17 protein-coding genes are annotated in these 20327 nt (G+C 74.3%); 10 read left to right on the forward strand and 7 right to left on the reverse strand.

Features of this window, described 5'->3' with window-relative positions; all coding sequences use genetic code 11:
* Positions 1-134: 134 nt before the first annotated feature.
* A complete protein-coding gene (locus OOJ98_RS25015; protein ID WP_267057270.1) occupies positions 135-3401 on the reverse strand; it encodes a helix-turn-helix transcriptional regulator in 3267 nt (1088 codons plus the stop codon).
* 106 nt (positions 3402-3507) lie between these two features.
* Here OOJ98_RS25015 and OOJ98_RS25020 point away from each other — a divergent pair, with 106 nt between their 5' ends.
* The gene (locus tag OOJ98_RS25020; protein ID WP_267057271.1) at positions 3508-4092 is read left to right on the forward strand and encodes an adenylosuccinate lyase; all 585 of its coding nucleotides are present in this window, start codon (positions 3508-3510) and stop codon (positions 4090-4092) included.
* 129 nt (positions 4093-4221) lie between these two features.
* On the opposite strand, the gene OOJ98_RS25025 is transcribed toward OOJ98_RS25020, so the two are convergent.
* Positions 4222-4635 carry a RidA family protein gene (locus OOJ98_RS25025; protein ID WP_267057272.1) on the reverse strand — a complete coding sequence of 138 codons (414 nt, stop codon included), beginning with the start codon at positions 4633-4635 and terminating at the stop codon, positions 4222-4224.
* A 68-nt stretch (positions 4636-4703) separates the two neighbouring features.
* Positions 4704-5741: an Rv2578c family radical SAM protein gene (locus tag OOJ98_RS25030; RefSeq protein WP_267057273.1), complete on the reverse strand. Its 1038-nt coding sequence runs from the start codon at positions 5739-5741 to the stop codon at positions 4704-4706.
* Positions 5742-5904: 163 nt separating this feature from the next.
* On the opposite strand from OOJ98_RS25030, the gene OOJ98_RS25035 reads away from it, so the two are divergent.
* The 8 genes from OOJ98_RS25035 to OOJ98_RS25070 all read left to right on the forward strand — a co-directional run bounded on the left by OOJ98_RS25035 (position 5905) and on the right by OOJ98_RS25070 (position 15282).
* Positions 5905-6348 (forward strand): SRPBCC family protein, encoded by a 444-nt coding sequence (locus tag OOJ98_RS25035; protein ID WP_267057274.1) that lies wholly within the window; start codon positions 5905-5907, stop codon positions 6346-6348.
* Between the two features lie 188 nt (positions 6349-6536).
* The gene (locus tag OOJ98_RS25040) at positions 6537-8954 is read left to right on the forward strand and encodes an MFS transporter (RefSeq protein ID WP_323177932.1); all 2418 of its coding nucleotides are present in this window, start codon (positions 6537-6539) and stop codon (positions 8952-8954) included.
* A gap of 120 nt (positions 8955-9074) precedes the next feature.
* Positions 9075-9605 carry a methylated-DNA--[protein]-cysteine S-methyltransferase gene (locus OOJ98_RS25045; protein WP_267057276.1) on the forward strand — a complete coding sequence of 177 codons (531 nt, stop codon included), beginning with the start codon at positions 9075-9077 and terminating at the stop codon, positions 9603-9605.
* A 182-nt stretch (positions 9606-9787) separates the two neighbouring features.
* Positions 9788-10513 carry a 2OG-Fe(II) oxygenase gene (locus OOJ98_RS25050; RefSeq protein WP_267057277.1) on the forward strand — a complete coding sequence of 242 codons (726 nt, stop codon included), beginning with the start codon at positions 9788-9790 and terminating at the stop codon, positions 10511-10513.
* On the forward strand, positions 10510-10845 hold the full coding sequence (locus OOJ98_RS25055) for an Ada metal-binding domain-containing protein (RefSeq protein WP_267057278.1): 336 nt from the start codon (positions 10510-10512) through the stop codon (positions 10843-10845). Before OOJ98_RS25050 ends, OOJ98_RS25055 begins: the two co-directional genes overlap by 4 nt.
* A complete protein-coding gene (locus OOJ98_RS25060; protein WP_267057279.1) occupies positions 10842-11423 on the forward strand; it encodes a hypothetical protein in 582 nt (193 codons plus the stop codon). The genes OOJ98_RS25055 and OOJ98_RS25060 overlap by 4 nt, the downstream gene beginning before the upstream one ends.
* Before the next feature lie 465 nt (positions 11424-11888).
* On the forward strand, positions 11889-14339 hold the full coding sequence (locus tag OOJ98_RS25065) for a SpoIIE family protein phosphatase (protein WP_267057280.1): 2451 nt from the start codon (positions 11889-11891) through the stop codon (positions 14337-14339).
* A gap of 217 nt (positions 14340-14556) precedes the next feature.
* Positions 14557-15282 (forward strand): class I SAM-dependent methyltransferase, encoded by a 726-nt coding sequence (locus OOJ98_RS25070; RefSeq protein ID WP_267057281.1) that lies wholly within the window; start codon positions 14557-14559, stop codon positions 15280-15282.
* 49 nt (positions 15283-15331) lie between these two features.
* Here the strand turns inward: OOJ98_RS25070 and OOJ98_RS25075 are convergent, their stop codons facing one another.
* From OOJ98_RS25075 to OOJ98_RS25085, 3 genes are all read right to left on the reverse strand, one after another.
* Positions 15332-16075, reverse strand: a complete 744-nt coding sequence (locus tag OOJ98_RS25075; RefSeq protein ID WP_267058229.1) for a VOC family protein — start codon at positions 16073-16075, stop codon at positions 15332-15334.
* 194 nt (positions 16076-16269) lie between these two features.
* On the reverse strand, positions 16270-16662 hold the full coding sequence (locus tag OOJ98_RS25080) for a hypothetical protein (RefSeq protein WP_267057282.1): 393 nt from the start codon (positions 16660-16662) through the stop codon (positions 16270-16272).
* Positions 16663-16821: 159 nt separating this feature from the next.
* A complete protein-coding gene (locus OOJ98_RS25085; RefSeq protein ID WP_267057283.1) occupies positions 16822-17589 on the reverse strand; it encodes an alpha/beta hydrolase in 768 nt (255 codons plus the stop codon).
* A 206-nt stretch (positions 17590-17795) separates the two neighbouring features.
* Here OOJ98_RS25085 and OOJ98_RS25090 point away from each other — a divergent pair, with 206 nt between their 5' ends.
* Entirely contained in the window at positions 17796-19094 is a 1299-nt protein-coding gene (locus OOJ98_RS25090; RefSeq protein ID WP_267057284.1) for a hypothetical protein, read from the forward strand.
* Between the two features lie 394 nt (positions 19095-19488).
* On the opposite strand, the gene OOJ98_RS25095 is transcribed toward OOJ98_RS25090, so the two are convergent.
* Positions 19489-20097, reverse strand: a complete 609-nt coding sequence (locus OOJ98_RS25095; RefSeq protein ID WP_267057285.1) for a flavin reductase family protein — start codon at positions 20095-20097, stop codon at positions 19489-19491.
* Positions 20098-20327: the final 230 nt, after the last annotated feature.

The following is a 20327-nucleotide window of genomic DNA, read 5'->3' on the forward strand; positions in this document are numbered from 1 at the left end:
GCTGCGTCACCAGGCCACCGGAGCCGCGGGGGTTACCCGCTCACCTGAGATTAACTGGCGAGTAACGAGCGCGCCAGACTTTCTCCGCGCCGAGTCCATGTGATCTGGCTCGCGCCGCGCCGCGCGCGGGAGTTTCAGCCGACCGAGGGGTCCAGGACCGTGCCCAGCGTGTCGCGCGAGGTGACGCCGAGCCGGGGCAGGACGCGGCCCAGGTGCGCGCCGACGGTGCGGGGGGACAGGAAGAGGTGCTCGCCGATCTCGCGGTCGCAGAGGCCGAGCCCGGCGAGGCGGGCGATCTGCGACTCCTGCGGCGTCATCTCCCCTGCCGCGAGAGCGCGTTGACGCAGCACGCTCCTTCCGCCCGGTGGGGTCGGATGCTCCCCGGCGGCTCGGAGCTCCTCGTCGGCCCGCGCCGCCCACGGCCGGGCGCCGATCCGGTCGAAGGTGAGCCGGGCGGAGCGCAGCAGGGGGCGCGACTCCGCGGTCCTGCGATGGCGCCGAAGCCAGCTGCCGTAGGCGAGCTCGGCGCGGGCCCGGGGCCACGGCCAGCGGGCGAGGTTGTCGGCGAGCGCCCGCCGGAACAGCGCCTCCGCCTCGATGTCGTCGGCCAGCACCGCGGCGGCGTACCGCAGATGGACCCGGAGCAGGGGCGCCGGGCACCCGGCGGTCCGCCCCGCGAGCGAAGCGACGACCCGGGCCGCCTCTCCACGCCGCCCGGCGTGAACGGCCGCCTCGGCGAGCAGTCCGATGGCACCGAAGCCGTCCCGGCAGGGGCCGTCGCCGCCTGCCGGGGGACCGCCGGGGCGAGGGACCGCGATCGATTCGCGGGAGTCGGGGTGGGAGGTGTGGTGAGGGGCGGGGGAGCCGGGGTCGGGAGTGTCGCGCGGGGGCCAGGCACCCGGCTCTTGGGCCGGACTCCGGGTGCCGGGGCCCGGGGCGGGACGGTCGTCCTCGGGGAAGAGGGTGCGCAGCGCCTCGTAGGCCTCGTCGTGATGGCCGGCCGCACTCGCGGTGATGCCGTGGACGAGGGCCACTTCGGCGGGCCGGGCCGCGTCCCGGCCGGGGCCGGCCTTCTCCGCGCGGTCCGCGAGGCGCCGGGCCGTCTCGGTGTCGCCCCGCAGGGCGGCGGCCCTGGCCCCGGCCACGAGAACATCGGCGGTCTCCGTGCGGCCCTCCGTGTCGGCGGCGAGCCGCTGGAGTTCGGCGGCGGCCTCCGCCGCCCGGTGCCAGTCGCCGAGGTCGAGCCGGGCCTGCGTCTGCACCGCGAGCACCCGCGTGAGCTCGGCCCCGCGGCACCGTCGGCGCGACAGGGATTCCGCGCGGTCGAGGAAGTCCGCGGCGAGTGCGGGGTCGCCCACCGCGTGGGCCGCCGTCCCGAGCAGCCGCAGCCCGTCGGCGTCGGCGTCGCCCGCCCGCGCCGCCCTCATCAACTGCCCGAGAACGTCGGCGGCTTGACGCACTGGCTCGGCCAGGGCGAGCGCCGCGGTCAGGCGCGGGTCGCACACCGGGCCCTTGAATCGCGCGGCCGCGGCGACGACGTGCCGGCCCGTCCCCGTCCCCGTGCCTCGCCCGGCCTCCGTCCCGGCCCGGTGGCATGAGCGCGCCGCGGCGAGCAGGAGGTCGAGGGCGAGTGACCGGTCACCGGCCCGCGCGGAGTTCTCGGCGAACACGCACAGGTCAAGGACCCCGGGGGCGGTGGCCGCCTCCTCCTCGTCGCACCGCACGCTCGTCGACGAACGAAGCCATGCGATCCGGGCCCGGTCCCGCTCGTCCGGCCCGGTGTCCGCGGCGGCGTCGAGGAGGGGGCGTACGAGGCCGGCGCGGTCCAGCCGGACGCCGTGCTCGGCGGCGAGCAGCAGCCGGCTCCGGCGCCGTGCCGGATCCCGGGTGAGGTGCGCCGCCCGTTCGAGGGTCCGGATCGCGAGGGTGGCCGCGCCCCGGGCGAGCGCGATCCGGTGGGCGGCGTCGAGCGCGTCCGCCGCCGCGTCGTCGGGCCGGTCGAGGCCCAGCGCGCGGTGCCAGGCGGCGCGGTACGGATCCGCGACGAGGACGCCGCCGAGCGCGGTGTGTGCCGCCCGGTGTCGCGTGTGCGGCTGGGCGTTCAGCACGCTGGAGCGCACCAGCTGACGGCGGAAGCGGACCCGGTCCGCCGCGACGCGCACCAGTCCGGCGGCCTCCGCCCGGCGCAGATCGTCGAGGGTGACCCGGGCGCCGCCGAGCAGGGAGGCGGCCGCCAGGATCTCGGGGACCGTGCCGGCCGGATCGACCGCGGCGACCAGCACCGCGTCCCGTGCCGGTCGAGGGAGCGCGTCGAAGAGCCCGGCGAAGCCGTGGGCAACACGGCCGGCCGGGGTGGGCGGGGGCCCGAGCGGCTCGCCGTCCGTGGGGGTGGTCCGCCGCCACATGCGGGGCAGCTCGGTCAGCGCCGACGCGTTGCCCCGGGCGAGCGCGAGGATCTCCGCCCGCTCGGCGGGCGCCAGTTCGCGGCCGGTGACGGCGACGACCTCGGCGGCGGCCGTCGCGTCCAAGCCGGTCAGCTCGACGCTCTCCAGGTCGGCCGCGCAAGGCCGCCGGCCCGGCACGGACCGGGCCGCGGCGCACAGCAGAACGGGGTCGTCACCGATGCGCCGGGCGAGGAAGGCGACCACCTCCGCACTCGGCTCGTCGAGCCAGGGGAGGTCGTCCACGAGGGCGAGCACCGGGCGCGCCCCTGCGGCCTCGGTGAGCAGCCCGAGCGCGGCGAGCGCCACGAGGAACGGCTCGGGCGGGGGCGCTGTCTCCTTGCTGGAGCTGGAGCTGGAGCTGGAGCTGGAGCTGGGGTTGGGGTTGGGGTTGGGGTTGGGGCTGGGGCTGGAGCCGGAGCCGGAGCCGGAGCCGGAGCCGGAGCCGGAGTTAGGGCTGGGACCGGAGACGGGGCCGGATCTGGGGCTGGGGTCGGAGCCCGGGTTGGGGTCGTTGCCGGTGCCGGTGCCGGTGCCGGTGCCGGTGCCCTGGCCGGTGCGGGGGTCGGTGCGGGGGTCGGGGTCGGTGCCGTGGCCAGCGCCGGGGTCGGGGCCGGCGCCCAACGCCGTGAGCAGGGCCTCGCGCTGGGCCGCGGGCAGCGCTCGTACCGAACCGAGGAGCGGGTGCAGCAGCTCGCGCAGACCCGCGTACGGCGGGACCGCGTCGGTCGGCACCCCCGAGGTGGCCAGAACCAGGAACCCCGCCTCGGCCGCGAACCCGCGCACGGCGCCCAGCAGGGCGGACTTGCCGGACCCGGCCGCCCCCCGGACGACCAGCGCGCCCCCGCCGGGCCCCACCGCGCGCACCCTCGCGGCGAGCGCCGCCAGCTCGGCCCGGCGGCCGGGTAACCAGGGGCCTGCGGGCGATTCGCCCTGCGCCGGGGCGCCACTGTGCTCCATGGGACCGCTCCTTGCCTCTGCTTCTTGCCGGTGGCATGTCCCGGCGAGCGACGGGATCCGATCATCCTTGGGGTGCCAACGGCCTTGCGCCACTAGGCTTTTGGACATGGACGAGGAGTTACGGTCCCTCCTGGACCGGGTGCGGCGCGAGAGCGGCGGGTCGGCGGCGTACGAGCAACTGGCCGCCACCGTCGACCACGACGAGCTCGTGGCTGTGCTCACCGAGAACGAACGCCCGCTCTGGGCGCGTGAGATAGCCGCGTTCCGGCTAGGTGCGGAAGGCGACCGCCGGGCCTTCGAAGCGCTCGTCCTGCTGCTCAACCACCGTGATCCGGAACGCTGTGCGAGCGCCGCGTACGCCCTGGCCCGGCTCGGCGACCCGCGGACCGCGCGCGCCGCCGCCGCCCTCGCGACCAACGAACTGCGCACCGCCTACGCGCTGCACCCGGTCCGACTGCTCACGGCCCTGCGCGCCCCCGAATCCGTACCGGCCCTGATCAGGACGCTGCGGCCGCTGCTCTCCACGCACAACCCGTACTGGCGCGTGGCCCAGGCCTGCATCGAGGGCCTGGGGGAACTCGGCGACCGGCAGGCCGTCGAGGTGCTCACCGAAGCCCTGGCCCACCCGCGCGTGGCCCGATCGGCCGCCTGGGCCCTGCGCCGCATCCAAGCAGGCCGGGGCCGCGGCTGAGGAAGGAGTGAAGGCCACGCCGGGCCGGGTGAAGGCCACGCCGGGCCCCGCTCCCCGGGCGCCCTCGGCGGCGCTCCGGTCCCGCTCCCCGAGCCGGCCCCGATCCAGCGGGCCGTGCTCCAGCGAGCCCTACGCCTGCTCGACCTCCGGGGCGGTCACGGCGAACGCCTCGATCTCCAGCAGCAGTTCGGGCCGGAACAGGGCACTGACCTGCACCGCCGAGCTGGCCGGCAGGTGGTCGGGGGCTATGACGGCGTCCCGGGCCTCGCGGATCGCGGGCAGGTGGGCGATGTCCGTGACGAAGTAGGTCAGCTTCACCACGTCCTCGAACGTGGCGCCCGCCGCCGCCAGACAGCGGCGCAGGTTGGCGAAGACCTGGTCCGCCTGGGCCCGCGCGTCGCCCTCCCCGACCACGTCGCCCTCCGCGTCGAGCGCGCACTGCCCGGATATCGCCACGAACCGGCCGGTGCCCCAGACCACATGGCTGTAGCCGGTGCCGGGAGCGAGGCCTTCGGGTGCCAGGATGCGCGTCGGTGTCGTCATGAGGACCATCCTCGCGCACGCCACTGACAACGGGCGCCGAGCCCCCCGCGCCCCCGCTGCCTCCCAGGTCAGAGCAGGGTGAGCTGCGTCGGCTCCGGTTCGGCGGGCTGCGGCGCCGCCGGGATGCGCCGGGCCGCGCCGCGCTGGGCGGGCCCGATGCCGAACTCCCTGGCCAGTTCGTGCACTTGACCCGTGATCCGGCGCTGGTACCACTTCGGCGCGTACGCCCCCTCCGCGTACAGCCGCTCGTACCGCCTCACCAGATGCGGGTGGTGCTCGCCCAGCCACGCCATGAACCACTCGCGGGCGCCGGGCCGCAGGTGGAGCGTGAGCGGGGTGACCGAGGTGGCGCCGGACGCGGCGATCGCGCGGACCGTGGCGCGCAGCTGGTCGGGGTGGTCGCCGAGGAAGGGGATCACCGGCGCCATCAGGACCCCGCAGCCGATGCCGTGCTCGGTGAGCGTGCGCACGACGTCGAGGCGCCGCTCCGGCGAGGGGGTGCCCGGCTCGACCGTGCGCCACAGCTCCCGGTCGAGGAAGCCCACCGAGACCGAGATGCCGACCTCGGTGACCGCCGCGGCCTGCACGAGCAGCTCCAGGTCCCGCAGGATGAGCGTGCCCTTGGTGAGGATGGAGAACGGGTTCGCGTGGTCGCGCAGGGCCGCGATGATGCCCGGCATCAGCCGGTAGCGCCCCTCGGCGCGCTGGTAGCAGTCGACGTTCGTTCCCATGGCGATGTGCGCCCCCTGCCAGCGGCGCGAGGCGAGGTGCGAGCGGAGCAGCTCCGGCGCGTTCACCTTCACCACGATCTGCGAATCGAAACCGAGCCCGGTGTCGAGGTCCAGATAGCTGTGCGTCTTGCGGGCGAAGCAGTACACACAGGCGTGCGAGCAGCCGCGGTAGGGGTTGACGGTCCACTCGAACGGCATCCGGGACGCGCCCGGCACCCGGTTGACGATGGAGCGCGCCCGGATCTCGTGGAAGGTGATCCCGCGGAACTCGGGGGTGTCGAACGTGCGGGTCGTTACGGTGTCCGCGGCGAAGAGGGCGGCCGTGCGGGCCGCGCCGGCCGAGGCGTCGTCATCGGCGAGATTCTCCCAGCGCATGAACGCCTCCTTTGCTCCCGTGGGCCTTGTCCGGTCACTCCCACCCCTGAATAGAACACATGTTCCCTTCTTGATCGCAACCCGGATTGTGACGGCCGACCCCGAGGTGGTTGGCTTGGCCCGCCCCGAGAACCCCGGAAACACAACTGCTGGAGGAAGTGCCATGGCGCAGGTCGAGGCCACGACGGAGCGGATCGTCACGGCGGATCCGGAGACCGTGTTCGACACGCTGGCCGACTACAAGGTCGGCCGCCCCAAGCTCCTGACGGAGCACTTCAGCGAGTACGAGGTCCGTGAGGGCGGCGACGGCGAGGGCACCCTCGTCCACTGGAAGCTCCAGGCCACCAGCAAGCGCGTGCGCGACTGCCTCCTGGAGGTCACCGAGCCCACCGACGGGCAGCTCGTCGAGAAGGACCGCAACTCCTCCATGGTCACCACCTGGACGGTCACGCCCGCCGGCGAGGGCCGCTCCAAGGTCGTCGTCACCACCGTGTGGAACGGCGCGGGCGGCATCGGCGGATTCTTCGAAAGGACCTTCGCGCCCAAGGGACTTGGCCGCATCTACGACGCGATGCTCGCCAACCTCGCCGCCGAGGTCGAGAAGTAGCCCGCTCGAACCCCTTCGTACGGTCACCGGTTCGGGTGGATTTCCGTTCCGGCCCGTTGTGCGCCGTAGGTGCTCCCGCCAGCGCTTAAGCCCCCGGCGCACGCCCGTCGCCCCCCTCGTCTCGCTTGCCCCGGATGTCGGCCAATGCGAGAAATGCCTCGGCGCAAGCGCGACGAGGGGAGAGTTACGTGGGCGGGATCACTCTGGTGAAGGACGACGAGCGGGCTGTCGAGCCCGTTCCGGTCCCGGCATCGACGCCTCCGGAGAGCCAACCCCCGCCGCCCGACGCCGCGTTGGACCCCCGCCGCGTCCGCATGATCTTCCTCGGCCTGATGCTCACGCTGCTGCTCGCGGCGCTCGACCAGATGATCGTCGCGACCGCCCTTCCGAAGATCGTCGGCGATCTGCACGGCCTCGACAAGGTCTCGTGGGCCGTCACCGCCTACCTCCTCGCCTCCACGATCGGCCTGCCGATCTACGGCAAGCTCGGCGACCTCTTCGGCCGCAAACCGGTCTTCCAGTTCGCGATCGTCGTGTTCGTCATCGGCTCGGCGCTGGCCGGCTGGTCGCACACGATGAACCAGCTCATCGCCTTCCGCGCCATGCAGGGCATCGGCGGCGGCGGACTCATGATCGGCGTGCAGGCGATCATCGCGGACATCGTGCCGCCCCGGCAGCGCGGCCGCTTCATGGGCCTGATCGGCGCCGTCTTCGGGCTCGCCTCGGTCGCCGGCCCCCTCCTCGGCGGATTCTTCACCGACCACGCCTCCTGGCGCTGGTGCTTCTACATCAACGTGCCCTTCGGCCTGGTCACCCTCGCCGTCATCACCGTCGTACTCAAACTGCCGAGGCCGGCCGTGCGCCCCCGCCTCGACGTGCTCGGCATGCTGCTCCTGGCCGCCGCCTCGACCTGCCTGGTACTGCTGACCAGTTGGGGCGGCACCGAGTACGCCTGGGGCTCCCGCACGATCCTCGGCCTCGCCGCCGGAGCCGCCGGAACGACCCTGCTGTTCCTGGTAGTCGAGAACTGCGCGGCCGAACCCGTCATCCCGCTGCGGCTGTTCCGCGACCCGGTCTTCACCATCTCCGGCCTGGTGGGCGCCGTCATCGGCGTGGCCCTCTTCGGCGCCGCCAGCTATCTGCCGACCTTCCTGCAGATGGTCGACGGCGCCAGCGCCACCGAGTCGGGGCTGCTCGTGCTGCCCATGATGGGCGGCATCGTCGGCGCCTCGATCATCTCCGGCCAGCTCATCAGCCGCACCGGGCGCTACAAGCTCTACCCGATCGTCGGCGGCGCCGTCTCCGCCCTCGGCATGTGGCTGCTCTCCAAGCTCGGCACCGACACCCCGCGCCTGGACTACAGCATCTGGATGGCCGTGCTCGGCGCAGGCATCGGCCTGGTCATGCCGGTCCTGGTGCTCGCCGTGCAGAACGCGGTGGCCCCCGCCGACCTCGGCACCGCCACCAGCGCCAACAACTACTTCCGCCAGATCGGCGGCAGCGTCGGCGCGGCCATCTTCGGCACCCTGTTCACCAACCGCCTCGCCCACGCGCTCACCGAGCGGCTCCCGGCCGGAGCCCGCCTGCCCGACCCGGAGTCGATCACCCCCCAACTGGTGCACGCCATGCCGCCCGCGCTGCGCGACGGCTACATCCGGGCGTACGCCGACGCCATGCCGCGGATCTTCCTCTACCTCGTGCCGGTGCTCGTGCTCGGCTTCGTCCTCGCCTTCTTCCTCAAGGAGAAACCGCTGGTGTCCCAGAACGCCCCCACTGCCGAGACCGCCCCCGTGACCGACACCGCGCCCCTGCCCCACGCCCGCACCGCGCCCGCCTCCGGCTACACCAGCGGCGTCCCGGTCTGCGGGACCGTCCAGCACCACGACGGCACCACCGTGCCGCGCGCCGCCCTCACCCTCGTCGACGTACGCGGCCAACAGGTCGGACGCGGCGCCAGCGGCGCGGACGGGCGGTACGCGCTGAGCGTGCCCGGCGCCGGCTCGTACGTCCTGATCGCCGCGGCCGGGGGCCACCAGCCGCAGGCCGTTGCCGTCACCGTGGGCGAGCGGCCCGTCGACCTCGACGTGGTGCTCGGCGGCGCGGGCCGCCTCGCCGGCGCGGTCGTCACCGCCGACGGGACCCCCGTACGGGACGCCGCCGTCACCCTCACCGACGTACGCGGCGAAGTGGTGGCCGCGACCCGCAGCGGACGCGAAGGGGGTTATGTGATCGGCGAGTTGGTGGCAGGGGAGTACACCCTGGCCGCCAGCGCACCCGCCTTCCGCCCCGCCGCCCTGCCCGTCTCGGTCCAGGCGTCCCGCGAAACCCGCCAGGACATCGAGCTGGCCGGGGGAGCCGTGCTGCGCGGCACGGTCCGCGCGGGCGGCGGCCGCCCCGTGGAGGACGCCCGCGTCACCCTCCTGGACGCCGCGGGCAACGTCGTCGACACCCTGACCACGGGCCCCGACGGCACCTTCCGCTTCGTGGACCTGTCGTCGGGCGAATACACGGTGATCGCGGCGGGCTACCCGCCGGTCGCCACGGTCCTCCAGGTCGCGGGCGGCGGCCGTACGGAGCGGGACCTGCAGCTGGGGCACGAGGACTGAGCCCCACACCGGGGCGGGGTCCGGGGTCCGGGCTCCGCCCAAGTGTGATGTCCGTATTCCGCCAGTCTCCGTCGTCGTGATCCCGCAGTGTGGAGGGTGAGACGAGAGGTGATGAGGAAGATGGCGACGGAGTCCCCGTACGAGGCGAAGACCTCGTACACGACGATCGACAGCCCGCTGGGCGAACTGCTGCTGGTGGGAGAGGTGTCGGACGGCCGCACCACCTTGACCTCGCTGTCCCTTCCCGGGCAGCGCAACGCCCCGGCCGTCCGCGCCGAATGGCGCCGCGACCCCGCGGCCTTCGCCCGCATCGCGGAGCAGGTGGCGGCTTACTTCGCGGGCCGGCTCACGGCGTTCGACATCGAGTTCACCGCGAGCGGTTCCGACTTCCAGCGCCGGGTCTGGCAGGCCCTCGAAACCATCCCCTTCGGTACGTCGACCACCTACGGCCGACTCACCGAGCGGCTCGGTCTCGAACGCGGCCGGGCCCAGGCCGTGGGCGCGGCGATCGGGGCCAACCCACTGCTCCTGGTGCGTCCCTGCCACCGCGTGATCGGAGCCGACGGCTCGATGCGCGGCTACGCGGGGGGCGTGGAGGCCAAGGTCCACCTCCTCACGCACGAGGGTGTCCTGCAGCCGACGCTGGCCTGAGCCCGGCCCCCGGCCGGGCCGGCTCCATCACGCTCCGGCCCGTCCGGCCGCGCCCCGCCCCGCCCTGCCCGGCCCTGCCGGCCCGGCCATGTCCAGCCCGGCTCCGCCTGCCCGGCCCTGCCAGCCCGGCCCCGCCCACGCGCCGGCGCCGCGCCGTACCGCCCCCGCAAGGAGGTCGCACCATGATCGAAACCGCTCGCCCGGACGTGCGTGACCGCGTCGCCGCCGGGGACTGGGGCGCGCTCACCGACGAGCTCGACGCCCACGGCCACGCGCTGACGCAGCAGCTCCTCACCCCCGACGAGTGCCGGGAGATCATCGCCCTGTACGACGAGGAGGAGCGCTTCCGCACCACCATCGACATGGCCCGCTACCGTTTCGGATCGGGCCAGTACCGCTACTTCACCCATGAACTCCCCGACGCGGTAGCCGAGTTGCGTGCCGCCTTCTATCCGCTGCTGCTGCCCGTCGCCCGCGCCTGGGCCGAGAAGCTCGGCAAGCCCGCGCCGTGGCCCGACAGCCTGGAGAAGTGGCTGGCGCGGTGTCATGAAGCCGGCCAGGACCGCTCGGCGCAGATCCTGCTGCGCTACGGGCCCGGCGACTGGAACGCCCTTCACCGCGACGTGTTCGGCGACATGATCTTCCCCCTCCAGGTCGTCGTCGGCCTCGACGTACCCGGAGTCGACTACAGCGGCGGCGAGTTCCTGATGACCGAGCAGCGCCCGCGCGCCCAGACCCGCGGCTCGGCCACCGTGCTGCCCCAGGGCCACGGCCTGGTCTTCACCACCCGGGACCGGCCCGTCGCGAGCAAGCGCGGATGGTCGACCGGGCCGATGCGGCACGGCGTGAGCACCGTCCGCTCCGGGCGGCGCCACACCCTCGGCCTCGTCTTCCACGACGCCGCATGAGCCCCGATCCGGCCCCCCGCGTCCCGCCGCAGCGCCGCCACGACGCGCCGAGGGCGGCGCACCGCACGTACACCCTGGTCGGCGCGGACGGCACGGCCCGCCCGAGTGCCACCCCGGGCACGCTCGGCGGACAGCGGCGCGGCGGCCTGTACGGACGACTGGACTGCCCCGCCGCGCTACGGGCCATAGCCCGCGGCCACTACGTGCGGGGCAGGGTGTTCTTCGCCGACGAGGCGACCGCCGTCGCGGCCGGCTACCGGCCCTGCGCCGTCTGCCTGCCCGAGCGGTACGCCCGTTGGAAAGCGAACCAGGAAGGCACCCCCACGCCATGAACACCCTCCCCGAACCGGACGCCCAGGGCTCCCCCCTGATCGGGCGGGCGGAAGCGGCGGGGTTCGGCGGCCTGCCGGCCCCCGCGCCGCACACGACGGCCGAACTCGACTCGCTCATCGCCTTGTTGACCTCCCCGCGCCCCCGCACGGACCGCATCGAGACCGTCGCCGTCGGGCACGGCCGGTGCGCCGCCTCCCGCGCCGCGGCGCGCGCCTTCGCCGCCGCCTGGACGGCCCGCGGCGGGACGGTGCTCACGGTGGTCGACTGGCCGGAGACGGCGGCCTCCTGGCTGCGCCCGGCCCTGCGGCTGACCGAGGGCGCCCCCGACGCCTGGGTGATCGCCGCGGCGCCCCTCGGGTTCGCCCAACTCGCCCGCAGGATGCGCCGGTCCACGGCGTGGGACCCGGCCCGTACCTACGCCTTCGCCGGCCTCGACGACTCGCGGCTTCCCGCGCTCGCCGGGCCGGACACCCTGCACGGGCTGCGTGGCGCGACCGCCGACGGGGGCACCTGGGAGATGCGCGGCGGCTGGGTCACCACCTACCGGCCGACCGGACCGGGCCCGGGGGAGGAGTGACCCACGCCCCGGGCCCGCCCGGAGCCCCTCGCCGTCAGGCGCCGTGCAGGCGCACCGACTGCGGGTGCCGGAACTTCCTCGACGGCGGCGAACCACCAGATGCCCCACAGCGCCGTGAACGCGGCGTCCCGGTGCGCCGACGCGGTCGTCGCCGAACCCCTCGCGGACGGAGGCGGACTTGAAGTCGCTCCTCAGTATCGGATCGTTCACGAGCGCGTTGGTCGTGCCCAGGTGACGCGTGGCCTGGAGCGCTTCCGCGTGCAACCGCTTCCGGCCCGCCGGTGTTCCGCCTGGTGGACCGTTGGACCTCAACGAGCCCCCGACGGCTGACCTTTGGTCAATGCGGCTGGCATGTGCGCGCGGGCGTACGCCTATTCACAGGTTGGCTCACACGCGGCACCGCGATGGCCTTACGGTGGAGTAGCAGCCGCCGTGCTCGCGCGGCGGGGAAGGAGCCCCCCACCCATGGACAGTGGTACTCCGCCGCAGCTGGCGCAGAAGTTCGCCGTGGCCGGCCGGATCCCGCTCGCCGTGATCGTCGTGGACGGCGAGGGCCTGGTGTCGCACTGGTCTTCGGGCGCGCGCAAGCTGTTCGGGCCCGGCCGGGACGAGGCGGTCGGCAGGCCCGCCGTCGATCTGCTCCCGGTCTCCGGCGCGCTGGAGCACCACTACGACGACGCGGAGGCGGAAGAGGACGACGCCTACGAGGCGTTCGACGCGTTCGGGCCCGGCCTCGACGCCCCGCTCACCGGGCGCACCGCCTATCCCACCGCGGGCCGGGCGGCGCTGCGCGAGCCCGGCCGGGAGCGCAGCGACGTGCTGTGGTGGGCCTACCCCCTGGTGGGCCCCGGGCCCGAGCGGCTGCTCGTACTCGCCGCGGACGCCGCCCAGCTGCACCTGGAGAGCGAGGACGAGGACGGGCCCGTCGAGCGGATAGCGCCCGGCTTCGCCCTGCACACCGACTTCCCCGGCGCCGACGAGCTGGCCCGGCGGCTGCCCGAGATCCTGCCCAGCATGAGCGTCGGCGAGAGCGGCCGGATCGTGGCCCAGGTCCTCGAACTGGGCTACCCTGTCCTGGAGTTCAGTCAGCACGACCGGGTGCCCGTCACGCCCGACTGGGGTGTACCCCGGCGCGCCGAGCACCGGCCCGCGCGCCGCCGTCACCCCATGGAGCCCGTGGCGTCGGCCCAGCGGCCCGGCCCCGAATACGCCGCCGACCTCGAATACGCGGCGGTCCGCGAGCGGCTCGAATTCCTGAACGAGGTCAGCGGCCGCATCGGCTCCTCGCTCGACCTCTCCCGCACCATCCAGGAGGTCAGCGCCGCCGTCGTGCCCCGCTTCACCGACGTCGCCGGGACCTATCTGCGCGAGCAGGTCATCGCGGGGGAGGGGTTCCCCGACGGGCCGCCCGACGCGCGCACCCTGTGGCACCGCGTCGCCCTCGAACACGTAGAGGAGCCGGGCCGCTGGGACGATGTCGTACCGGTCGGCGAGTCCATGCCGTTCCCCGCGCACACCCCGTTCTTCCAGTGCATGACGTCCGGCGAGCCCGTGCTCGTGCCGCGGATCAGCGAGGAGATGGGCACCGCCATCGCCTCCCAGTTCGAAAAGCGCGACATACGGCCGCTGATCAACGGGCGCTCCATGCTGGTCGTCCCGCTGAAGGCGCGCAACGTGGTGCTCGGCTTCATGATCCTGCTGCGGCACGCCGAGCGGGCCGACTTCAACGACATGGACCGCGTCACCGGCGCCGAACTCGCCGCCCGCGCCGGTCTCGTGCTCGACAACGCCCGCATGTACACCTACCAGGAGAGCGTCGCCGAGACGCTCCAGGACTCGATGCTGCCGCAGGTCACCCCGCGCATGGCGGGCTGCGACACCGCGACCCGCTACCTGCCCGGCACCCTGCTCGGCCGTGTCGGCGGCGACTGGTTCGACTCGATCAAGCTGCCGGGCTCACGGACCGCCCTCGTGGTCGGCGACGTCATGGGCCACGGCCTCAACTCGGCGGCGATGATGGGCCAGTTGAGGACCGCCGTGCAGACCATGGCCGCCCTCGACCTGCCGCCCGGCCAACTCCTGCGCAACCTGGACGACTTGGCGCAACGCCTGGGCGAGCACTACCTCGCCACCTGCCTCTACGCCGTGTACGACCCGATCAAGGGCGAGCTCCTGCTCGCCAACGCCGGTCACATCCCGCCCGTCCTCGTCCGCTCCGCCGACGGACGCAGCGAACTCCTCGAACTGCCCACCGGAGCCCCGATCGGCGTCGGCGGCGTGCCCTTCGAAACGGCCCGCGTCCGCGTGGAGCCCGGCGACCGGCTCGTCATGTGCACCGACGGGCTCGTCGAGGTGCGCGGCGAGGACATAGGGGTCGGACTGGCCACGCTCTGCGAATCGGCCGCGCACCCCGCCGCCTCCATGGACGACGCCTGCGACACGATCATCCGCTCCCTCAACACCCGGGGCGGACGCAAGGACGACGTCGCCCTGCTCATGGCGCGCCTCAACGGCATCGCCCGCGAGGACGTCGCCGAATGGCGGCTCGCCGCGGCCCCGCAGGAGGTGGGCCGCGCCCGCCGCCTCGTCCGCGAACAGCTGGCACAGTGGGGGCTCACGGCCGTCACGGAAACCGTGGAACTGCTGGTCAGCGAGGTCGTCACCAACGGCGTCCGGCACGCCCACGGCCACCAGGTCGAGCTGCGGCTCGTACGGGCCGAGGCGCTCCTGTGCGAGGTCGTCGACGACGACCACACCCTGCCGTCCCTGCTCAGTGCCGGCCCGGACGACGAGGCCGGCCGGGGCCTGCGGGTGGTGACCGCGCTCGCGCGGGAATGGGGCACCAGCCGCACCGGCAACGGAAAGACCGTCTGGTTCGACGTGGCCCTGCCACGGCCCGAGCGCGTTGCTCGCTGACGCGTGCCCCGCGCGGGTACGAGACCGGTCCGACCACGGTACGGAGCCGAACCGCCGGGCTCAACACCGCTGCGGACAGCGGCGGTTGCCCGATCCGGGGCATTCCGGCGGTCCGCCCTCGAACGACAGGTGAAGGTGTGCGCCGGACGCTTGCCCGGCGTGCGCCCCGCGCGGTAGACCGATCTTGACACTGTGCGGGCTGCCTGGGGAGTCGGTCATGAGCGTGACGCAGAGGTACAAGGATGCCTGGGACGGGTTCTGGCGCGCGGCGCCGGACGAGCAGGGCGCGGTCTTCTGGGACGCCGAGCCCGCCCTGACCGCCGCCCGCCACCTGGCCCACTTCGCCGCCCGCATCGACGACCCCGACCTGCCGATGGTCGACCTCGGCTGCGGCAACGGCACCCAGACCCGCTATCTCGGCAGCCGCTTCACGAACGTCACCGGGGTCGATCTCTCGCCCGCCGCCGTCGAGCACGCCCGCAGCCAAACCCCGTACGGGGAGGCCGAGTTCGAGCAGTTGGACGCCGCCGACGACAAGGCCGTCCTGGCGCTGCACGACCGGCTCGGCGACGCCAACGTGTACGTACGGGGCGTGCTGCACCAGTGCGAACCGGCCGACCGCAGGCCCGTCGCGGACGCCGTCGCCACGCTGCTCGGCGACACGGGCCGGGCCTTCGTCGTCGAACTCGCCGAGGGCGCGAAACCGGTCCTGATGGGCCTCGCCCAGAGCCCCGACGGGCCGCCGCCCAAACTCCGCCCGGTCTTCGCCCACGGCATCGCGCCGGGAGAGGTGTCCGACCGCGCGCTGGACGAGCTGCTCGCCGACGCGGGTCTGACGGTGCTCACGGAGGGCCAACTCCCGCTCCTCACCACGGAGTACACGCCTGAGGGGCGGCGCATCGAGCTGCCGTCCCGGTGGATGGTGGTGGGCCGCGCGTCCTGACGGACTGCGGGGCGGGTTGCGGGCGGGTTGTGGGTGGGGGTTCGGTGGGTCAGCTGGGGGTGGTGAGGGTGAAGGTGGCGCCGTCGGGGTCGCTGACGCGGACCCAGGGGCCGGTGGGCGAGGTGCCGTCGGCGAGGACGGTGGCGCCGTGGTCACGGGCGGTGTCGGCCACCGCGACGGGATCCTTCACCGTGAAGTGGGTGTGCCAGTGCGGCCGCAGACTCGGATCCGGCGCCGCCTCCACCGCACCCGACGTCAGCCGCGCCACCACATGCCCGCCATGGCGCAGCACCACCTCGTCGTGCTCGTAGCGCACATCGCAGCACCCCGGCCGCTCACACGCCCAGTCCAGGACCTCACCGTAGAAGATCGCCGCATCGAACGCGTCCCGCGTCCGCAACCGCGTCCACGCCGGAGCCGTGTCCCGCCACATCTCCCACTGCGACACCAACGGACCCTGCCACAACCCGAACACCGCCCCCTCACGATCCGCCGCCAACGCACCCCGCCCCGTATGCAACGCCACCGGACCCACCGCCACCGTCCCGCCCCGCTCCCGGATCCGCGCCGCCGTCACATCCGCGTCCTCCACCGCGAAATACGGCGTCCACGCCACCGCCACCTGCAACGCCGGAGCCAACGCACCGATCCCCGCCACCGGCACCCCACCCGACGACGCGATACGAAACTCCTCACCCAACCCACCCGACCGGAACGTCCAGCCGAACACCCCACCATAGAAATCCAACGCGGCACCCAGATCCCGAGCCATCAGGCTCACCCAGCATGGCACCCCGACGACCCGCGCGCGGTGCCGTCCGGGGGCGGTCCGCTCCGCGGTGAGGTCGGTGTGGTTCGGCGGCGGTGTCACGAAAGCCCTCGCTTCCAGGAATTTCGGCATACCGGCACAGACTCTTTTCCAGTGTCGCGCGCACGGACGCCGCGCGCACGCCGGAAGCCGCGCCCGCCGCTTCGGCCGGGGCCCGGTCAGCGGTCGGGATCGCAGCTCGCCCGGCGGCGCCCGATGGTGAGCAGGGCCTCCATGAGCGCGTCGTGGTCGTCCCGCGCCGCTGTGTGGACGGCGCCCTCCTCCAGGACGGTGCGCAGCTCGGGGAGTCCGGCGGTCGCGGGGGTCGTGCGCAGGACGACGGCACTGGGCGGCGTCAGCGAGCGCAGCCCGGTGAACAGGGCGGCGGGATCGCTGTCGCCGCTCATGCTCGGGTCGAGCACGGTGACGTCGGGGAGCAGGACATAGGCCTGCGCCAGGGCCAGCCGAGGGCTCGGGGTGTGCGCGATCACCCGGAAGTGGGGGTTGCGGTGGATGCGCTCGCGCAGCACCGCGGCTTCCTCGTCGGTGGCTACCAGCAGCACGGTGATCACGCTCCCAGCATGGCGCCCCGCCCCGCTCCAGGCCACGCGAGCCCGTGCCGGGCGGCATCGGTAGGCCTGACCGGCCTTCGGGCGCGGACCGTGCCCGCTTCCCGCGTAGTTCCCCGCGCCCCTAACTGTCTCGCTCCGAAGCGCGCCGCACGGCACAGGTCAGGCCAGGGCCGCCCGCGCGATGAGCCGGGCCGTGTCCCGCCCGGCCCGCAGGGCCCCCGGCTCGGTCGCGGGGACGCACGTCCCGAGCGCGGGATCGTACGCGCTCATGACGACGCCGGCGTGATCCGTCGCCGATTCGTGCAGGCTCACCGCGCCGCCCCGCTCGACCAGCGCCGCGTGGAACGCACGGGAGTGCCCGCTCTCGATGACGGCGTCCGCCGTGCCGTGCACCAGGACGACCGGCACGCCCGCCGCGGGCGCCGAGGCCCGGTTCTGCGAGGGGGCGGCGTCCCGCGCCAGGTCCTCCAGCGGCACGGACCCCGTACTGCGGGCCGGCCGTCCGTACAGCCCGGCGATGCCGACGACCACCTTCGGGAGCACGCCGCCGGTGAGGTCGGGGCGCAGCGCCGTTCCGATCGCGGCGCCCGCGCCCATCGACCAGCCCGCCACGACGAGGTGCCCCGGGTCGGCGCCGAACGAGGCCGCGTTCTCGTGTACGTACCGCAGCGAGGCCAGGAGATGAGCGCGCCCGCCGTCGAGGGCGTCCGGACGCCAGTCGGGTACGAACACCGTCACGCCGAACCCGGCCGTCTCCCGAGCGAGGGTCGCGACCTCGAACCGTGTGTCCGGGCCGGAGCCGTGCCAGAGCAGCACGGCGGGGGAGGGCGATGGGGCACCCTCCGGGCGGTACACGTCCAGGAGTTGGGCAGGTACGCCGTCCTGCGCGGTGATGTAGGGAACGGTCGAGAGGGAGCTGGTCGGCATGACGATCCTGGCGATGGAGGGGCGGGAGCGGAGTTCACCGTAACCAACCAGCGTGCTGAGGGACGCCCGCAGGGGTGCGTGCGGTGAATTGAACCACTTTCGGCGTTTTACACATGAGTATCCCGTACTTCGCAATTGCCGTCCCCCGTGCAGGAGTTGGGCCGACAGCGGGACAACATGCGGGGCGGACCCGATACGGTGCTCGTGTGCTGATCAAGGGGCAGGAACCGGGTACGGCGCTGCTGTTGGCGGCCGCCCCGGCGAACAAGGGTCGTCTCATCGACGCGGCGTCGGCGCTGCCGGGTCTGGCCGCGGTGCCGCCCGGCGTGCTGACCGGTACCGACGCGGCCAGCGTCGTGGAACTCGCCGACCCGGTCGATCCGCAGACCGTGCTGACCAGGATCCGCGCCGTGGCCGCCACACCCGGCCCGCTCTCCGTGTACCTGGCGGGCCAGCTGCACGTCGACGCCCGCCACAACCAGGTCCATCTGGCGCTCGCCCGCACCACACCGGCGAGCCTGCGCTACACCGCGTTCCCCTGGGACTGGCTGGTCCACGAGCTGCAGGTGCGCGCCCCGGGCACGACCACGGTGATCGTCGACCTGATCGCCGACCCCGCGGCGTGGGAGCGGCTGAGGCAGGAGGGCCTCGCCCTCGGCCCCGGCGTCCGGCTCTACGGCAGGGTCGCCCCGCCCGCCCCGCGCCGTACGGTCGCCTCGCCCGACTACGTGAAGGCGTACGCTCAGGTGTGGCGCGGCGGCGCCCGGCCACCGCTCGCCGAGCTCCACGCGTACGCGGCGGACCGGGCGGGCCCCGGCGACGTGCTCCTCCTGAGCGGGGAGGCCCCGGCCGCCGGAGCCCCCGCGCACCAACCCCCGCCGCCCGCCGGAGCCCCCGCGCACCAACCCCCGCCGCCCGCCGGAGCCCCCGCGCACCAACCCCCGCCGCCCGCCGGAGCCCCCGCGGCCACGGCCCCGCCCCTTCCGTCCGTGCCGCTGTCCCGAGCGCAGACCGGCCCCGTCCGGACCCCGCCCGCACCGCCGGCCGCGCCGCCCACGGCCGGCGGGGTGGCCGATCCGCATCCGGCGATCCTGGCCGCCGCCCGCGCGGGGCGGCACGGGGAAGCGGCGTCGATGGCGGCGGTGTGGGAGAGCGAGGCGATGCGGACCCACGGCCCCTCGTCGCCCCAGGCGCTCCACTGGATGGAGGTCCGCGCCGACCTGGCCCGGCTGGCCCGGGAGCCGGCCCGGTCCTGCGAGTTGTGGCTGGCCTGCGCGCAGGCCCGGCTCGCCCGCCGTCAGACCACCGACGACGCGGATGTGCAGGCGGCGGTGGACCGTGCGCACCACCAGTGGGAGCAGCTCAGCGACCCTGAACGCGCCCGGTCACTCGCTCCGGACCTCATCGCGCTGCGCACCCGGGTCCCCGGCCGGCACCCCGGTGCACTGGAGGCGGTGCGGCGGCGCCTGGACCAACTGGAGGCGGTACCGGCCGCGGGCCGCTAGACGGGGCGCCGGTCCCTCACACCGGGAAGAGCGCCCCCCCGGCGGACGTCACCCCGCCCGCCCCGTGGACTCGGGTTCGGGCGCGGGCAGACACGCCGCGCTAGCGCCGTCCTACGCGACGCCCGAGCCGCCGTGCGCGCTCCTCCCAGCGGCCGGCGCGCCGCCCGGCGTTCCAGACGCGGCCCGCCCAGCGCGCCGCGACGCCCGCCTTGCGGGCCCGGCCCGCGCCGTTCCGCAGCAGAGGCCGCGCCCCGAGTGCCCTTGATGTACCCATGGCTCCAGGGTGGTCCGCACCTGTGGGCTCCGCACGTCGAACCCCTCCAGGACATGTGTGTCCTCGGCGCGCGCGGGGTCCGGGGCGCGCCGGCCCCCGAAGCCCCGGGCCGGGGAGATCTCAGGCGCCGCCCTCGGGCCCCACGTACGGCACCCGGCCGAGTTCGTGTACGGAGCTGACCGCTCCCCACTCGTCCTTGCCGAGCCGGGCGAGCGGGAGCAGGCGGCGGATGTCCGGGTGGCCGTCGACCATCACCTCGTCGGAGACCACCGCGTGCACGACCCGGCCGAAGACGACGGTCGAGTCGCCGATGCCGACCGTGCTGTGCACCTCGCACTCCAGGGCGACCGGTGACAGGGCCACCCGCGGCGGCTTCACGCGCAGGCTCGGCTCGGTGGCGAGGCCCGCCTGCTCGAACTCGCTCACACCCGGAGGGAACGACGTCGCCGTGGCGTTGACCTGCTCCATGAGCGGCTCGGGAGCCAGGTTGACCACGAACTGGCCCGTCGCCTCGACGTTGCGGAGCGAGTCCTTGCGCCCCACCGACGTGAACTGGACGACGGGCGGCTCGACGGAGGCGATGGTGAAGAAGGAGTGGGGTGCGAGGTTGGGGATCCCGTCGGGCGCCACGGTGGACACCCAGGCGATGGGGCGCGGCACCACGGTCGCGGTGAGCAGCCGGTAGAACTCGTTGCCGGACATGACGGCGGGATCGAAGTCGATACGCATGCCGCCAGTATCCACGGCGCGTTCGCTCCGGCTGCCGGGGCCGCTGCCGGGCGCCAACTCGGCCTGCAGCAGCCGTGGTTCAGTGAGACATGTGGGGAGCCCACACCGTGTTCCGCGGGGCACGGGAGGGCCGCTCGCACACACCTCCGTGACCGCTGCCACTGGTGTGTACCTGTGGTGGCGGTGCGGCCCCTGGCCCGGGTATGACCCGGCGGGTACGGTGGGTCGGC

Source organism: Streptomyces sp. NBC_00083, assembly GCF_026343295.1.
GTDB lineage: Bacteria > Actinomycetota > Actinomycetes > Streptomycetales > Streptomycetaceae > Streptomyces.

Bases quoted from the DNA above. Each gene is read 5' to 3' on its own strand.
- OOJ98_RS25045 (WP_267057276.1), top strand. From the start codon at position 9,075: ATGGCGACGGAGTCCCCGTACGAGGCGAAGACCTCGTACACGACGATC.
- OOJ98_RS25095 (WP_267057285.1), bottom strand. From the start codon at position 20,097: ATGCGTATCGACTTCGATCCCGCCGTCATGTCCGGCAACGAGTTCTAC.
- OOJ98_RS25060 (WP_267057279.1), top strand. From the start codon at position 10,842: ATGAACACCCTCCCCGAACCGGACGCCCAGGGCTCCCCCCTGATCGGG.
- OOJ98_RS25015 (WP_267057270.1), bottom strand. From the start codon at position 3,401: ATGGAGCACAGTGGCGCCCCGGCGCAGGGCGAATCGCCCGCAGGCCCC.
- OOJ98_RS25055 (WP_267057278.1), top strand. From the start codon at position 10,510: ATGAGCCCCGATCCGGCCCCCCGCGTCCCGCCGCAGCGCCGCCACGAC.
- OOJ98_RS25020 (WP_267057271.1), top strand. From the start codon at position 3,508: ATGGACGAGGAGTTACGGTCCCTCCTGGACCGGGTGCGGCGCGAGAGC.
- OOJ98_RS25050 (WP_267057277.1), top strand. From the start codon at position 9,788: ATGATCGAAACCGCTCGCCCGGACGTGCGTGACCGCGTCGCCGCCGGG.
- OOJ98_RS25070 (WP_267057281.1), top strand. From the start codon at position 14,557: ATGAGCGTGACGCAGAGGTACAAGGATGCCTGGGACGGGTTCTGGCGC.
- OOJ98_RS25030 (WP_267057273.1), bottom strand. From the start codon at position 5,741: ATGCGCTGGGAGAATCTCGCCGATGACGACGCCTCGGCCGGCGCGGCC.
- OOJ98_RS25025 (WP_267057272.1), bottom strand. From the start codon at position 4,635: ATGACGACACCGACGCGCATCCTGGCACCCGAAGGCCTCGCTCCCGGC.
- OOJ98_RS25085 (WP_267057283.1), bottom strand. From the start codon at position 17,589: ATGCCGACCAGCTCCCTCTCGACCGTTCCCTACATCACCGCGCAGGAC.
- OOJ98_RS25035 (WP_267057274.1), top strand. From the start codon at position 5,905: ATGGCGCAGGTCGAGGCCACGACGGAGCGGATCGTCACGGCGGATCCG.
- OOJ98_RS25065 (WP_267057280.1), top strand. From the start codon at position 11,889: ATGGACAGTGGTACTCCGCCGCAGCTGGCGCAGAAGTTCGCCGTGGCC.